Annotated in this window: 15 protein-coding genes and 1 pseudogene; 11 read left to right on the top strand and 5 right to left on the bottom strand. The window is 61.7% G+C overall.

Translation table 11 applies throughout. The features are described 5' to 3' along the window. The first annotated feature begins 141 nt into the window (after positions 1–141). From NJU76_RS00695 to mce, 3 genes are all read left to right on the top strand, one after another. Positions 142–2,406 (top strand): PQQ-dependent sugar dehydrogenase, encoded by a 2,265-nt coding sequence (locus NJU76_RS00695; protein WP_254530898.1) that lies wholly within the window; start codon positions 142–144, stop codon positions 2,404–2,406. Between the two features lie 168 nt (positions 2,407–2,574). Continuing rightward, positions 2,575–3,408 carry an aldo/keto reductase gene (locus NJU76_RS00690; protein WP_254530897.1) on the top strand — a complete coding sequence of 278 codons (834 nt, stop codon included), beginning with the start codon at positions 2,575–2,577 and terminating at the stop codon, positions 3,406–3,408. 177 nt (positions 3,409–3,585) lie between these two features. After that, complete coding sequence (mce, locus tag NJU76_RS00685) at positions 3,586–3,975, top strand: methylmalonyl-CoA epimerase (protein ID WP_254530896.1); 390 nt, start codon at positions 3,586–3,588, stop codon at positions 3,973–3,975. Between the two features lie 16 nt (positions 3,976–3,991). On the opposite strand, the gene NJU76_RS00680 is transcribed toward mce, so the two are convergent. After that, a complete protein-coding gene (locus NJU76_RS00680) occupies positions 3,992–4,906 on the bottom strand; it encodes a hypothetical protein (RefSeq protein ID WP_254530895.1) in 915 nt (304 codons plus the stop codon). A 166-nt stretch (positions 4,907–5,072) separates the two neighbouring features. After that, on the bottom strand, positions 5,073–5,711 hold the full coding sequence (locus NJU76_RS00675) for a ferredoxin--NADP reductase (RefSeq protein ID WP_254530894.1): 639 nt from the start codon (positions 5,709–5,711) through the stop codon (positions 5,073–5,075). A gap of 289 nt (positions 5,712–6,000) precedes the next feature. On the opposite strand from NJU76_RS00675, the gene NJU76_RS00670 reads away from it, so the two are divergent. Together NJU76_RS00670 and NJU76_RS00665 are read left to right on the top strand one after the other, a co-directional pair. Continuing rightward, positions 6,001–7,755, top strand: a complete 1,755-nt coding sequence (locus tag NJU76_RS00670) for a 2-oxoacid:acceptor oxidoreductase subunit alpha (protein ID WP_254530893.1) — start codon at positions 6,001–6,003, stop codon at positions 7,753–7,755. Then, on the top strand, positions 7,755–8,618 hold the full coding sequence (locus tag NJU76_RS00665; RefSeq protein WP_254530892.1) for a 2-oxoacid:ferredoxin oxidoreductase subunit beta: 864 nt from the start codon (positions 7,755–7,757) through the stop codon (positions 8,616–8,618). The genes NJU76_RS00670 and NJU76_RS00665 overlap by 1 nt, the downstream gene beginning before the upstream one ends. A gap of 264 nt (positions 8,619–8,882) precedes the next feature. On the opposite strand, the gene NJU76_RS00660 is transcribed toward NJU76_RS00665, so the two are convergent. Then, positions 8,883–9,506, bottom strand: a complete 624-nt coding sequence (locus NJU76_RS00660) for a DUF6517 family protein (protein ID WP_254530891.1) — start codon at positions 9,504–9,506, stop codon at positions 8,883–8,885. 267 nt (positions 9,507–9,773) lie between these two features. On the opposite strand from NJU76_RS00660, the gene NJU76_RS00655 reads away from it, so the two are divergent. The 6 genes and pseudogenes from NJU76_RS00655 to NJU76_RS00635 all read left to right on the top strand — a co-directional run bounded on the left by NJU76_RS00655 (position 9,774) and on the right by NJU76_RS00635 (position 13,954). Then, entirely contained in the window at positions 9,774–10,895 is a 1,122-nt protein-coding gene (locus NJU76_RS00655; RefSeq protein WP_254530890.1) for a pyridoxal phosphate-dependent aminotransferase, read from the top strand. Between the two features lie 145 nt (positions 10,896–11,040). Next, positions 11,041–11,370 carry a DUF7344 domain-containing protein gene (locus tag NJU76_RS00650; protein WP_254530889.1) on the top strand — a complete coding sequence of 110 codons (330 nt, stop codon included), beginning with the start codon at positions 11,041–11,043 and terminating at the stop codon, positions 11,368–11,370. 130 nt (positions 11,371–11,500) lie between these two features. Then, a pseudogene (locus NJU76_RS26830) lies at positions 11,501–11,640 on the top strand (DUF2080 family transposase-associated protein); the annotation flags it as partial. Between the two features lie 55 nt (positions 11,641–11,695). After that, entirely contained in the window at positions 11,696–12,214 is a 519-nt protein-coding gene (locus tag NJU76_RS00645) for an IS630 family transposase (protein WP_254530415.1), read from the top strand. Continuing rightward, positions 12,178–12,714, top strand: a complete 537-nt coding sequence (locus tag NJU76_RS00640) for an IS630 family transposase (protein WP_340681236.1) — start codon at positions 12,178–12,180, stop codon at positions 12,712–12,714. The genes NJU76_RS00645 and NJU76_RS00640 overlap by 37 nt, the downstream gene beginning before the upstream one ends. Positions 12,715–12,988: 274 nt before the next feature. Continuing rightward, positions 12,989–13,954, top strand: coding sequence for an NADPH:quinone reductase (locus NJU76_RS00635; protein WP_254530888.1), 966 nt, complete (start codon positions 12,989–12,991; stop codon positions 13,952–13,954). Positions 13,955–14,008: 54 nt separating this feature from the next. On the opposite strand, the gene NJU76_RS00630 is transcribed toward NJU76_RS00635, so the two are convergent. Both NJU76_RS00630 and NJU76_RS00625 read right to left on the bottom strand, forming a co-directional pair. Next, entirely contained in the window at positions 14,009–14,410 is a 402-nt protein-coding gene (locus NJU76_RS00630; RefSeq protein WP_254530887.1) for a DUF7344 domain-containing protein, read from the bottom strand. A gap of 134 nt (positions 14,411–14,544) precedes the next feature. Next, positions 14,545–15,552: a TIGR04024 family LLM class F420-dependent oxidoreductase gene (locus NJU76_RS00625; RefSeq protein ID WP_254530886.1), complete on the bottom strand. Its 1,008-nt coding sequence runs from the start codon at positions 15,550–15,552 to the stop codon at positions 14,545–14,547. Between the last annotated feature and the right edge of the window lie 205 nt (positions 15,553–15,757).

The raw sequence follows: 15,757 nt of genomic DNA, 5'->3' as shown, positions 1-15,757 counted from the left end.
ATCGCCTGAACCCGAGTAATACAGTTTTACACTCGTTCCTGCCGCCGAGTCAAATCTAATTTTCTGTTGAGATGGGAATTCGGGGAAACAGTCGGGTTCGTTTATCCACAAATCGAACCACGGTGGCAGTGCGAGATCACAATGAGCGACAACTCAGACGAGCGATCGGTCCCAGTATCGGAGTCGTCGGAGTACTCGCAGCCGTCTCGTCGGCGAGTCTTACAAGCGGCAGCCGCCGTCGGTGGGATCGCCGGTGTCGGTCCCTTCGCACTCGCACAGGAGACCCAGACGATCGAACTCGGCGGCCAGACGAGCGGCTGGCAGGGAGTCGCCCCCGAATCGATCGCGGACCAGACGAACCCGACTCTAGAACTCGAGGAGGGAACCACGTACGAACTCACGTGGGAAAACCTGGACGGACTGGCGCACAACTTCGTCATCGTAGACGGCGACGGCGAGGAACTCGAGCGGACCGAACTTATGAGCGAACAGGGAGAGACGCAGACGCTCGAGTTCGAGGCCTCGAGCGAGATGGCAGAGTACTTCTGCGAGCCGCATTCGGCGACGATGCGGGGCGAAATTTCGGTCGGCGGCAGTCGCGGAGGACAACAGGAGACCGGCGACGGTGAGGCGCAGCCGTTCTTCCAGCAGGGAACGGAAATCGGCGTGCAGACGATCGCCGAGGGGATGGCGGCGCCGACGGACTTCGCGGTCGCGAACGAGGACGAGAATCGGTACTTCGTCACGGACCAGACCGGCCAGGTTCGGATCGTCACCGACGAGGGGCTACAGGACGAGCCGTTTCTCGACGTGAGCGATCGAATGGTCGAACTCGGCACGTTCGAAGGGAGCTACGCGGACCAGAATCAGGACTACGACGAGCGGGGCCTGCTCGGAATCGATTTCCACCCCGAATTCGCCGACAACGGCCGCGTATTCGTCCACTACAGCGCGCCGCCGAACGACGAGACGCCGGACGGCTGGAGTCACGTCGAGGTCGTCTCCGAATTCCGGGCCAGCGACGATATGAGCAGTGTCGATCCGGAGTCCGAACGGGTCCTCATGGAATTCCAGAAACCCCAATACAATCACGATGGCGGACCGATGGCGTTCGGACCTGAGGGGTACCTGTACGTGCCGATGGGCGACGGCGGCGGCGCGAACGACGACATGGAAGGACACGTCGACGACTGGTACGACGGCAACGCCGGCGGGAACGGCCAGGACGTCAGCGAGAACCTGCTCGGAAGCGTTCTCCGCATTGACGTCGACGGCGGGGCGTCAGGAGACGGGGACGACGGCGAGGACGGGGAGCGACCGTACGGCATCCCGGACGACAACCCGCTGGTCGACGCGGAGGAGGGACTCGACGAACACTACGCGTGGGGCTTCCGGAACCCGTTTGGAATCTCGTTCGACAGCGACGACCGGTTGTTCGTCGCCGACGCTGGTCAGGATCTCTACGAGGAAGCAAACATCGTCGAATCAGGCGGCAACTACGGCTGGAACGTCACGGAGGGAACCCATTGCTTCAGTACGGATAGCCCCAGTCAGCCGCCGGAGGACTGCCCGGACACGGCTCCCGACGAGCCGCCTTACGACGGCCAGGAGCTTCAGGACCCGATCGTCGAGTACCCGCACGTCTATCAGGAGCAGATGGTCGGCATCGTGATCGTGGGGGGCCACGTCTACGAGGCCGAGCAAGTAGAGGGCCTGCAGGACAAATACATTTTCGGCGACTGGACGTCCGATCCGGCCCGACAATCGCCGCAGGGGCGGCTCCTCGCAGCGACCGAGCCCGAAGACGGTGTGGGTGGACCGACGGCTGGAGAAGACGTCGATACCCAGACCGAAGGTGCCAACCCCGACACTGAAGGCACGCCGGAGAACGCCACCGAAGACACGCAGAACGAGTCGATCGACGGAGGCAACGAAACGGCCACGAACGAGACCGCTGACGGGAACGAAACGGCCACGAACGAGACCGCCGACGGGAACGAAACGGCGAGCGACGGAGCGGCCGGCACCGATGCCGGCGGCCAAGACCAGGTCGTCCCGCGAGACGAGCTCTGGGAGATGGAGGAACTTCAGGTCGCGGGAAGCGAAGACGGATCGTTCCCCTATTTCGTCCGCATGTTCGGTCAGGACGACGACGGCAACGTCTACGTCCTCGCGAACAGGCGCGGCGTCCCCGAAGGAGAGACCGGCGTCGTCATGCAGATCGTCCCGCCCGGAGAGGGCGATTCGCTCGCCATGCCCGCGGACGGTAACGGGGGCGCCGGCGGGAACGAGACCGCCAACGGAAACGAAACGGCCACGAACGAGACCGCTGACGGGAACGAAACGACCGATGGGAACGCGACGGGCGACAACGAATCGGACGGCAACGCGACCGACGACTCGTAACGATCGCTCGAGTCGACGTCGGGTCGGACCGTCCGTGATAGGCATCCCGCCGCCCCCCTCCGATCACCGACCTTTGTGCGAACGACGGCTCGAGCCCGATCGCGATCTCGGTTCGGATCGACGGTCGCCGGGTCGACTTTCATTACAGTCGGTATCGAACCCCCTGTCGTGAGTACGGACACGACTACTGGGACGGTTATCGCGCAGGGAGCAACGGTGCCGGCGCTCGGACTCGGCACGGCGCGTATGACGGGCGATGACTGTCGACGTGCTGTCGAGGTCGCGCTATCGCTCGGATACCGCCACGTCGACACCGCCCAGATGTACGACAACGAACGGGCCGTCGGGCGGGCGATCGCTGAGAGCGAGGTCGACCGCGATGACGTGTTCGTCGTGACGAAAGTCCATCCCAGCAACGCCGCTCGATCGGCCGTCCACGAGTCGACGCGGGCGAGCCTCGAGCGACTCGGCCTCCAGACGGTGGATCTCCTGTTGTTGCACGGACCGAGCGACGCGGCGCCACTCGAGGAGACGATCGACGCGATGAACCGCCTCCAGCACGAGGGGCTCGTCGAGCACATCGGCATCAGCAACTTCGGCGTCGACGGTCTCGAGGAGGCGATGGCGCACTCGGAGACGCCGATCGTCACGAACCAGGTGAAGTACCATCCGTATCATCAGCCTCGAGACCTCCTTCGGTACTGCATCGAAAACGAGATTCTTCTGACGGCGTACAGTCCGCTCGCGGTGGGAAGCGTCATCGGAGACGACCAGCTGGCAGCGATCGGCGAACCGTACGACAAGTCGGCTGCGCAGGTGACCCTGCGGTGGCTCGTTCAGCAACCGTATGTGGCGGTGATTCCGAAAGCCGCGCGACGGAGACACATCGAGTCGAACGCCGATATCTTCGATTTCGAACTCTCGGACGGGGAGATGCACGAGGTGTTCGAGTTCGGCGGTGGGCTGTCCGACGAGCTGGCCGGTCGGCTGAGGTTGAGTTGACGGCCGATCCAGTTCGACACGAGTGGGGTGAACTGACGGCCACGCTCGTTCCATTCGTCTGAGCGCCGTGCAAGCGGCGGTGGTCGAATGGGGTTTCCGCCCCCTCGCATTCGAGTGCGATCGAATTCCGGCGAAAAATCACAACAGTAACACGGGCGCCGCGAAGAGGAGATACCGATGCACTTCGATCACGCGGGAATGGCGACGAATGACGCGGAGCAGTGTGCGGAACTGTACGGCGACCTTTTCGGCCTCGAGGTCGCACACGAAGAGGAATTCGACGACATGTACATCGTCTTTCTCGACTGTGGGAGCGGCGGCTACTTCGAACTGATCGAACCACTCACCGACGACGGGACGATCGCAAGCTACGTCGAAGCGAACGGCTCGGGCATCCACCACCTGGCGCTCGCAACCGACGACATCGAGGCTGCCCTCGAGACGGCGCGCGATCACGACGTGCGGTTGATCGACGAGGAACCACGCCCAGGTGCGTGGGGCCACACGGTCGCCTTCCTCCATCCCGCAGACACTGGCGGGTTCCTGATGGAACTCGTCGAGCACTGAGCTCCCGACCGAGCAGTCACTCCGATTCCGACTCCGCCGCCCCAACCAGCCGATTCGAGTCGTGCGTTTCGTGGTACACGTCGACGCGGCCGGGATAGCGCCCTTCGAGATCGATTTGAGCCCTGTAGTCGACGATGCCGATGCAGTCGATACACCCGCTGCCCGACTGCTCACCGCGGCCGATGGTTACCGTGAGAGCGTCGTGACGGTCGTCGTAGGCAGCCTTGGCAAGCGACGGTTCTGAACACGGCGTCGACGTCGTGATCCGTCCGGTTACGGTCACGGTTTCGTTCGCGAATTCGACCGTGGCACCGTCGACGTCGCCCCGGGTCGCACACCCTTGCTCGAGGAGTTCGATCGACGTTTCTCCAATCTGTGGCTCGGGACACGTGATCGATCGCGACGACGTCTGCGTCTGGATGCCGTTTTCACTGAGGACGACGGTCGTGCGAGACTCCGTACAATCGAAGGGGCATCGGTCGATTCCGATGGTTGCCTTCGACTCGCCACTGCTCGGAGTGTTCGCGGTGACGGTAACGGTGTACGATCCGGGTTCGACGATGAGTACATGGAGCGTTCTCGTTGCCGGGATATCGAGGTCGCGTTCGAAACGGACCTCGCCGCTGTCAGTGGTGATTTCGACCGAAACCGGCAGTTCGGTACCGCTCTCGTTCCGGAAAGCAAGTTCGTGGGGCGGGTGCGCGTCCGAAAACACAACGTCGTCGGACTCGCCGATCACGATCGTCTCTCTGGAATCGGATTCGAGACCATTCGCGTCAGTGTCGTCACTCGAATCTCTCGGGGAGGTCGAATCAACGGTCCTCGAATTGCGTGTATCGCGCGCCTTGTGGCGTTCGAACGCCGAACCGGTGCAGCCGGCTACTCCACACATTGCGCCTGCCGGAACGGCGAGTACGTCGCGCCGTCGCATATCTGGTTCGACGACGATAAGATATATACACCTTGGGCCGGGACGCCACGTCCGAACACGAAATCCGTGGTTTCGATCGAGACGATAGCGAGGGCGCGAATCTCCGGAACGAAAGCGTCGTCGGGGTCGCCGCCCTCGTCTTCGATAGTCCCGACGACGGGGTTCGTTAGCCGAAGTTCTCGATCTGAGCGTCGTCGGGGTCGCCGCCGGCGTCCTCGATAGCCTCGGCGACGGCCGTGACGAAGTCTTCGAAGCCGAACGCGTAGAGCTGACCCGCCTCTCGGTGGGACGCAACTGCGGCTGCCAGTTCCTCGTCCGCACCATCGTCGACGAAGACGACCGTTGCGCCAGCTCGCTCGAGCGCCTCGAGACGATCGGCGTGAGCCGGTTCAGCAGCCTGATAGATAACGACTGCGTCGTGGGACGCGTCCAAGGCGGCTTCGGCAATCGCGACCGCTGCGCCGACGCCGGGCCCGCCTGCGACCGCGACGGCGTCGCTCGTTCCGTCGTACGTGATCCGGCCGAACGGGCCTTCGACGTGAATGGTTTGGCCGCTCTCGCGGTCGGCGAGCCACGGCGAGAGATCCCCGTTAGGGTCGATGCCGACCGTGAGTTCGAAGGTTTCGTCCACGGTCGGTGACGAGAGCGTGTAGTGGCGGGCGACTTCCTCGTCTTCGGGCGCTGCTCGGAGCAACACGAACTGGCCCGGCAAGGCGTCGAACCCATCGGGCGTTTCGAGTTCGATCGCGATGGTGTCGGAACCGACGTCGGTGACTGATGTCACGGTGACTGGCGTGCCCTTCATGTCGAATCCGTTTGGCGGCCGGTTGAAAAGACATTCTGTTCCGTCTCCGGTTGTATGCGACTCGGTCGTAACGTGCAATCGGCGGAGGTAGGTTGTCGCGAGAAATCGCGAAAGTGAGGTCGAAACACGTCCGAACGGGGCCTTTTTTTACCTCGGGTACCGTCAGATCGAAATCCATAACGATTACTCAGAACTCTTCACTCCTGGTGACCAGATATCCCACCGTTTGGGTTGACCGGTTAGGGTTTCAGAAGCCTTTTCATTTATGGGGGGCAAGGCTCAGGATAACATGGCTGAGGATCTCAACTGGGCGATCGGGGGCGAGGCCGGCGACGGTATCGATTCGACCGGAAAAATCTTCGCTCAGGCACTGTCCCGAGCCGGACGGCATGTGTTCACGTCGAAGGACTTCGCGTCGCGAATCCGCGGCGGCTACACTGCCTACAAGATTCGAACATCGGTCGACCGCGTTCAGAGCGTGGTCGATCGACTCGACATTTTGGTCGCACTCACCCAGCGGACGATCGACGAGAATCTCGACGAACTTCACGACGGGAGCGCCATCATTTACGACGGCGAACGCTCGTGGGAAGCCGAAATACCGGACGAAATGACGCCCGTCGACGTTCCGCTGAAGACACTGGCCGAAGACGCCGGTGGCGCGATCATGCGCAACATCGTCGCACTCGGTGCTGCGTGTGAGATCACCGGCTTCGACGTCGAATACCTCGACGAAGCGCTCGAAAAGCGCTTCGGCGGAAAGGGCTCGAAGATCGTCGAGAACAACAAGGAAGCTGCACGGCTCGGTCAGGAGTACGTGCAGGAAAACTACGATCTCGACCACCTCGGCTACGACGTCGAGACGACCGACAACGATTACGTCCTGCTCAACGGAGACGAGGCGATCGGCATGGGTGCGCTCGCCGCTGGCTGTCGGTTCTACGCTGGGTATCCGATTACGCCTGCGACGAACGTGATGGAGTACTTGACCGGTCGTATCGAGGACTACGGCGGCCACGTGGTTCAGGCCGAAGACGAGTTGTCGGCGATCAACATGGCGCTCGGAGCGGCCCGTGCGGGCGCGCGATCGATGACCGCGACGTCCGGTCCGGGAATCGACCTCATGACCGAAACGTTCGGATTAATCGCAACCAGCGAAACGCCGCTCGTCATCGTCGACGTCATGCGCTCCGGTCCCTCGACTGGCATGCCCACCAAACAGGAACAGGGCGATCTCAATATGACTCTCTACGGTGGCCACGGCGAGGTTCCGCGATTCGTCGTCGCCCCGACAACCATCTCGGAGTGCTTCTGGAAGACCGTCGAAGCGTTCAACTACGCCGAAAAGTACCAGACGCCGGTCTACCTCGTTGCCGACCTCGCACTCGCAGTCACCGAGCAAACATTCTCGCCGGAGACGTTCGACATGGACGACGTCGAGATCGACCGCGGCAAACTCGTCGACGAGGACGACGTCGACGACTGGCTCGACGCACAGGGTCGCTTCCGCGCACACGCCATCACAGAAGACGGAATCAGCCCGCGAGCGATTCCCGGCACGACCGACGGCGCGCACATGTCGACTGGCCTCGAGCACGACGAACTCGGGCGCCGAACCGAAGAGGAAGACGAACGCGTACAACAGGTCGACAAGCGCAACCGAAAAGTCGAGACCGCACGGAACGAGGAGTCGTGGGACTACCGCGAGTTCGGCGACCCGTCCGCCGACAACCTCGTCATCTCGTGGGGGTCGAACGAAGGTGCACTCGTCGAGGCGCTCGAGTACCTCGAGGACGACGGCATCGACGTGCGCGTCATCTCGGTTCCGTACCTCTTCCCACGGCCGGACTTGAGCGAGGAAATCGACGCCGCGGCGGACACGATCGTGGTCGAGTGTAACGCGACCGGTCAGTTCGCCGATGTGATCGAACACGACGTACTTACCCGCGTGAAACGCATCAACAAGTATACGGGCGTTCGCTTCAAAGCGGACGAACTCGCCGACGCAATTACCAGTAAACTCTCCGAGGAGGTGCCAGCATAATGAGCTCCGACGTACGCTTTACCGACTTCAAATCCGACAAGCAGCCGACGTGGTGTCCCGGATGCGGCGACTTCGGGACGATGAACGGCATGATGAAAGCACTCGCGAACACCGGCAACGACCCAGACAATACGTTCGTCGTGGCCGGAATCGGTTGTTCCGGCAAGATCGGGACCTACATGCACAGCTACGCCCTCCACGGGGTCCACGGCCGTGCGCTCCCGGTCGGGACCGGCGTCAAAATGGCCCGTCCCGATCTCGAGGTTATGGTCGCCGGCGGTGACGGTGACGGGTACTCGATCGGTGCCGGTCACTTCGTCCACGCTGTACGCCGTAACGTCGACATGTCCTACGTGGTCATGGACAACCGAATCTACGGCCTGACGAAGGGGCAGGCCTCACCGACCTCGCGGTCGGACTTCGAAACCTCGACGACGCCGGAGGGACCGAAGCAGCCGCCGGTCAATCCGCTCGCGCTCGCGCTCGCTTCGGGTGCGTCGTTCATCGCCCAGTCGTTCGCTTCGGACGCGTTGCGTCACGAAGAAATCGTCCAGGAAGCGATCGAACACGATGGCTTCGGCTTCGTCAACGTCTTCAGTCCCTGCGTCACGTTCAACGACGTCGACACGTACGACTACTTCCGCGACAGCCTCGTCGACCTGCAGGAAGAAGACCACGATCCGAACGATTACGAAGCCGCGAAGAAGGTCATCCTCGACAGCGAGAAGGAATATCAGGGCATCATGTACCAGGACGAGAACTCGGTGCCGTATCACGAACAACACGGCGTCACCGAGGACATGTCCGACATTCCGGACGGTGCCCCCGACGGTGCGATGGACCTCGTCCGCGAGTTTTACTAGTCCTCTTGGACGGTACGTTCATCGGTTCGTCGTTTCGGGTTCGGAGGGACGTCGCTAGGGGAGTACAATCGTGGCACGAATTAGCTACGAGTCCACACTGCCTTCGGGACTCGCGTCCTCGCCTCTCGAGTGGCCGTCGGGTGGGACGACTGTCGGCTCGAGACGGAGACAGGTACCGTGACTGTCGTAACGATGGGGAGACGGTTCGGACGGACGTCGGTTCGAAGAACGAGCACCGGGTCGAGCACACACCGAGCGTGACCCTCAACTGCCGAGCGGATGCTCCGCAGATTCCATCAATACCTCGACGGTCGCTGACTCTTCGGTGAGCATCTTCGGGAGAAGGCCGAGAAGTACCAGCATGTCTCCGTCGTGACTGAACGAAGTTACGGTACTTTCGATTTCGATGGGCTCTCCTTCGAGCACGGAGTCACCGATGAAGCTGTCGACTGTGCGAGCGGCGCCGAGAATCTCGAGGTCGAACGACTCCTGATGTGTGACGTCGTTGATCGCGCCCTGGTCGGTCTGGACCTGATTCGTGAACCGGTCGAGCAGTTCCTTGTTCGACGTTCCGTCGAGGGGGTTGAGCGATTGGCCGACGACTTCCATTTCCGGGATCGAGACGGCAGCGAAGGCGGCCCCTTCGCGTTCTTGGCCCCTGTACTCGACGCGTTTCGTATAGATTGAGCGCCAGAACGAGGCTTCGAAGTCACGCTCAGTCCCGGCGACTCCACCGGACCGCTCGATGACGTCCTCTTTGACAGATTGCTCCCCGGACCCGGTCTCTGAGAGCGCCTGGTCGGTCGGTGAGACGCGGTCGGCGTGAAACGTGAGCGGCTTATTACCGGGGACGAACCCGAGATATCCCGCCACGGTGGCAACAGACATCCTCTGTTGCGGTGGCAGACGCGGTGTATTCGGGTGTTACTGGTTCCACGCGAGTCCCCGTGGGGACGAGCGAGGGCGAAATTACAGTCGCTCCCGGTCGTTGCGCTGGCCTCGTGCCAGAGACCACGGCGAAGCCACGGGCCACCGCGCCCGTGGTACTTCACTTCCCTCCGCAGTCAAGACCGTTCGTTTCTCGTAACGATCTGCCGGCCGAACGCGTCGACGAACACATCAAGAGTTATCGGGGTCGGCACCAGCGGTTTAGCCATGACTGGGTTTGCAGATCGAGTCGAACACGTGTCGATCAGCGGCATTCGGAAGGTCTTCGAAGCCGCGGGCGAAGACGCAATCAATCTCGGGCTCGGACAGCCCGACTTCCCGACGCCGGACCACGCGCGCCGCGGTGCCATCGAGGCGATCGAATCCGGAATGGCCGACGCTTACACATCGAACAAGGGAACGCTCCAGTTACGTGAGGCGATCGCCGCGAAGTACGACCGGGATTACGGCTACGATATCGACCCGGCGGACGTCATCGCCACGTCGGGCGGTAGCGGGGCCTTACACCTCGCGCTCGAGACCCACGTCAATCCGGGAGAGGAAGTGATCTTTCCGGATCCGGGCTTCGTCTCGTACGACGCGCTGACCCGTATCGCCGACGGCACGCCAAAGCCGGTCCCGCTGCGCGAGGACCTGACGCTCGACCCTGCGACGGTCGAGGGGGCGATTACGGACGACACGGCGGCGTTCGTCGTCAACAGCCCTGCGAACCCGACCGGGGCCGTCCAGAGCGAGGCGGATATGCGCGAGTTCGCTCGCATCGCCGACGAACACGACGTCCTCTGTCTCTCCGATGAGGTCTACGAGCACATCCTCTTCGAGGGACGCCATCACTCGCCGTTCGATTTCGCCGAGACGGACAACGTGGTCGTTATCAGCGCCTGTTCGAAGACCTACTCGATGACCGGTTGGCGACTCGGTTGGGTCGTCGCCTCCAACCGCCGGATCGAGCGCATGCTCCGCGTCCAGCAATACGGCCAGGCTTGCGCCTCCGCGCCCGCCCAGTACGCCGCCGAGGCCGCGCTGACTGGACCGCAGGAGACGGTGCGGGAGATGGTCGACACGTTCGAACGACGCAGGGACCTCGTCATCGACGGCCTCACGGATGCCGGTCTCGAGGTACCGACCCCAGAAGGGGCCTTCTACGCGATGCCGAACGTGCCCGAAGGATGGTGTGACGAGGTGCTCGACCGGGGAGTCATCGTCGTCCCAGGCGACGCGTTCGGCGCGAACGGTGAGGGGTACGCGCGATTGTCGTATGCGACCGGAACGGAGGACTTGAAGCAGGCACTCGAAATCATCGACGACGCGACGCGAGCGGTCCGGTAACGTTCGATAACGGGTTTTCGACCGAGACGACGGTTTTCTATCGACGTATTGCGGGCGGAAAACACCGCAAGTGGCTGGATCAAGACTGTGTGGATTGCACCGTTGCGGTCATAATTGCTAAGTTCTCGCTGGTCGAGATCGGTTTATGGTTACCCTGGGTTCGATATTCGAACTACTCAAAGACGAACGACGACGGTACGTATTGTATTACCTCTACGAACAGCAGGGTCCAGTCAGAATTGACGAACTCGTCGAGAAAATCGAGGAGTGGGAAGACGGTCCGGAACGGGACGGTCCGGATGACAGATACGAGAGAATCGCAGTCGATTTGAAACACACTCACCTTCCGAAGTCCGCTGAGGTCGAATTCATCCAGTATCATCCCGACGAGGGGACCGTGCAGATCCAGGGGACACCCCCGAAGTTCGATGTACTCGTGACTATCGCAAGATTGATCGAGGAACCGGACGAGTGACGTCGAAACCAGTATCCGTATCGTTTCGTACGTGCGCTACAGGCTGAATAGACCAGTGTCTCGGTGTCGTTCGGAAATTTCGATACTCGTCGTTAATTATATTAAATGCAGTTGAAGAATAGAGCATAGTATGGAGAGACACTTTGAAATCGAGGGCGAAGAAGTTCTCGACGGTGAAGTCGAACCGTTCGGGAACAGCGTCCCGTCACCATCCTCAAATGCTGGCGTGGTACAGACGTGAAAGTCGTCCGTCCTTCCGACCCCGACGACGCTACTATAGGGATCAGCACTCTGGTTCATATCTTCACGGTGCGTAGAGACGGGTATGACCGGATGGGGAAAGAAGCTGGCTGATGTCGATGAGGAGCAGTTGCGCCAGCAACTGCGCACGGAAACTGATCCAAAGGCAGTCAAACGTCTGACCGTTGCACTGCTCTACGCCGATGGCTCTTCTCCATACGAGATCGAACGTCTCCTTGGGATCCCCGCACAGACCGTTTACGACTGGATCGACACTGTCGCCGAGCGCGAGGGCGTCGCGCTCGGCGACCTCCCTCGTGGCGGGAGCCGTCCTCGCCTTACCGACGACCAGTGGGACGAACTGACGGCGACGCTTCAGGCGCCGCCGTCAGAAGCTGGCATCGACGCACCAGCCTGGAGACCATCCCTCGTCCGTGAATACATCGCCGAGAACTTCGGCGTTAAGTATTCTCTCGCGCACATGTACCGCCTGATGAAAAAGGCCGGGCTGTCGGTCCAGACAGCCCGGCCGATTCACTACCAGGCTGACCCAGAAGAACAGCGACGCTGGCGTGCGGAGTTCAAAAAAAGTGGCCGACGCTGAAGGCTGAAGGGTATCGAATCGTCGCCATCGACCAACACACGCAGAAAGTCGCAACCGAGCAAAAACCCGATTGGTTCCCGGTGAATTCGCGCCCGAGACTGCCGGTCTCGGGCGCTCGTGAGAAGGTGAACATGCTCGGAGCAGTCACCGACGACCGTGAGCGCTTTGTTGCTCTGACGTCGAATCGGTTCAACGCTGAAATCGCAAAGCACTTTCTTCGGGCGATACAGCACGAGTTCGGCAAGAAGCTCGCCATTGTCTTGGACAATGCGAGCTACTTCATCGCGAAGACGCTGAAGAAGCAGGCCGCCGCAGACGGCCTGCTTCTGGAATTCTTGCCGGCGCATTCGCCGGAAATGAACCCGCTCGAAAACTGTTGGCGACAGCTCCGTGAGGGCCGAGCCAACCACCTCTTTCGAACACTCGATGACGTCAACGAATATCTCTCAATGGCTCTGCCAGCACTCAACTCACCGCAAATCTATGAGTATCTCTGCTAATCACTATAGCAAGACCGTCACGGTCAGAAGCGAATCGGACGAACCGCCGTGGATTCGCGAGCATTCCTGTTCAGGCTCTTCGTGGCCGATAGGGACGTGAATGCGTCGTGGAACCTTCGTTCCCGTGAACTCGAAAAAACAAGGACGGGCTGTTTCAGAATCAACGTCATGGGAGCAGGATGCCCCTTCGAGGAACGAACCGCGTCAGCGGTGAGCGAGTAGGGTGGGAGGAAGTTACATCCTTTTGGCGTCCGGTCACGTGGTCTCTATCGTCATGCGAGCTGTACGCCTTCACGAACACGGAAATGCGGACGTGCTTCAGGTCGACGAAATCGACCGACCAGAGCCCGGCGAGACGGAGCTCCTGGTCGAAATCGCCGCTGCGGGCGTCAACCCCGTGGATACCTATTTTCGGGACGGATCGTATACGCCGGTCGACATTCCGTTTTCGCCCGGCGTCGACTTTTCAGGCGTCGTCAGCGAAACGGGCGCAGCCGTCGAGGGGTTCGACGAGGGTGACCGCGTGTACGGTACCGGGATCGGCAACGGCAGTTTCCAGGGCTCTGCTGCGGAGTACGCGACGGTCCCGACCGATCGCGTGGTTCACCTTCCCGACGGCGTAGACGTGACCGAGGCGGGCGCCGCAGGCGTCGTCACCGTCACTGCCTGGCGCGCCCTGATCGACCACGCGGGCCTCGATCCGGCCGAGTACTGCCTGATCCACGGCGGCTCCGGCGGTGTGGGCCACGCAGCCGTCCAGGTGGCGGCCGCCGTGAGCGCACGGGTGATCACAACCGCAGCCGATGCGTACCACGACGCCCTGGATAACTACGGGGCCGAAACGATGCTGGACTATAGCCGCGATGATCTGGCGGACGCCGTTCTCGAGGCGTCGGAGGGTGGGGTCGACGTCGTGCTGGACCACCGGCTCGACGAATACCTGCAGTTCGATGCGGAGGTCGCTGCGCCGAACGGCCGCGTTGTCGGTATCGGCGAGAACGCTCCCGACCCCGGCTTTACGAACGACGGTCCGGCTCGATCGAAAGACGTCTCCTACCAGTTCATGAGCATGTTTAACACGCCGGATATTCGTGTTCCGCTGCGAGGAGTCGCACACCTGATGCACACCGACGCACTCTCGATCGCCGTCGATCGGACGTACGATCTCGAGGAGGCCGCCGACGCGCACCGTGCCGTCATGGCGGACAGTTTCTTCGGGAAAGTGGTCCTCGAACCGTAGCGTTCGAGGTCTCGAAGGTACCGTCAGCGGAGCGACGCTGACCGTGTCTGTGATCTAGTCGCGCTGTGGCGAACCGGAAACGGCGTCGTGTCGAGAGAGGAGTGTCCGTCCGCGATCGGTCAGCAAGACCGTCTTCGTCGCGGTGTCGTATTCGACCGCGCCTTCGGAGGCCAATTTCGGCACGTGAGTGTGGTGTAACGTGATCTGGACGGCGCGGCGGTTCTGCGTGGAAACCTGCCTGTGGTCCGAAATCACGTTCGGATCGCTAGAGAATTCTTGTGCGGCGATCTCCGCAGCCAACTCCGAAATGGTGGCCGAGCCGCCAGTCGAATCGAGAGACAGTAAGACCGCACGACGTCGTCGATTCGAAAGGAGATCGACTGCCGAATCGACGTCGTCACCGCGGGTGTCCCCGAGTGCGGTGTGACTGTCAGGTGAACGGAGGAATGGAATCATGTCCCCGTTAGGTCCCGACCAGTATTTAAAAGAAGTGTGAGTCCGATCGGAACACTCACTCGCGGTGTCGTATTGCGACGCCCCACTCGGTGGGTCACACCGACCCCGGTACCGTAATGGACCGAACGCAGCCGTTAGACGAGGTCGGCGACTGCTTCCATCGTCACTCGCTTTTCGTCTTCGGACATACCGTTGACGAAGCCGACTCGAACAGCATCGAGGCTATCGATTTTGCTGTAGGATGTGATCCACTCGCGGACCTCGTCCGGGGTGCCTGCGGGAGCGAGGTCGTCGAGAACCTCGTCGGGCAACGCCGCTGCCATCGCGTCAGTGTCGCGGTCGTCCCAGGCCGCACGGATGTCTTCGACGACGTCTTCGTGTCCCTGTTTCGCGACCGAATTCCCGTAGTAGGGGCCGTACGCACCCAGCATGAACGCAATCGAGCTACGAGCCTTCTCGCGCACTTCTTCGCGGTCTTCCCCCGCAATCACACGGACGATCGGGGCCACTCGGAGGTCCGAGAGATCCTTGTCGGCGAGGTTTGCCCCGCGTTCCAGATCTTCGAGTCGGTCCCTGAGACCGTCGGCGGTGAACATCTGCGGTGTCCAGCCGTCGCCGAATCGACCGGCCATCTCGGTGGCTTTCGGACCGAGCGTGCCGACGTCGATCGGCGGCGGGTTCTCGGTCGGTCCACGTTCATAGCCGAGCCCCGGAATGTCGAAAATTTCGCCCTCGTAAGCGGGGTTCCCTTCCTCGTAGACTGCGCGCATGATCTCGATCACCTCTCGAGTCCGGCGTAGCGGACGATCGAAGTCCATCCCGTGCCATCGTTCCGTGATGGCTGGCGAACTCGGGCCGATGCCGAACCGATAGCGGCCGTCGGCGGCCGCCTGCAGTGTGAGCGCAGTCTGAGCGAGCATCGCCGGTGTTCGACCATACGGTGAGACGACGTCGGTCGAGATGCCGAGTTCGTCGGTGCGGTCAGCGGCCAGCGTCAGCGGCGGAACGATGTTCCACCCGGTCGTCTCGCCGACCGTAATCCGGTCGAAACCCAGTTCTTCCGCCTGAACCGCCCGGTCGCCGACCTCCTGTGGACGATCGTAGTCACCGAGACTAATCAGCAAGTCCAGTTCGGCGTTCACAGTCCGTCCCTCCGCACCGGCGCTCGAGTTGGGTATCGCAGTTGCATCATCAAGCACCGGGTCACGCACTCACATAAAACGGAACGGTTCCCTTCGATCTCGACTCGTCGACGGGGACACGGTTGCGGTTCTCATCAGTGATACCGGGTGATCTCGAGTCTCGTGTCCGGCTTCCCGTATCCACGCTCGATCGACTGGTGGCGCT

Origin of the sequence: Natrinema gelatinilyticum, assembly GCF_024266705.1 — an archaeon.
GTDB lineage: Archaea > Halobacteriota > Halobacteria > Halobacteriales > Natrialbaceae > Natrinema > Natrinema gelatinilyticum.
Note: the sequence above shows the minus strand (reverse complement) of the source record. Positions and strands in the feature narration are given on the sequence as shown.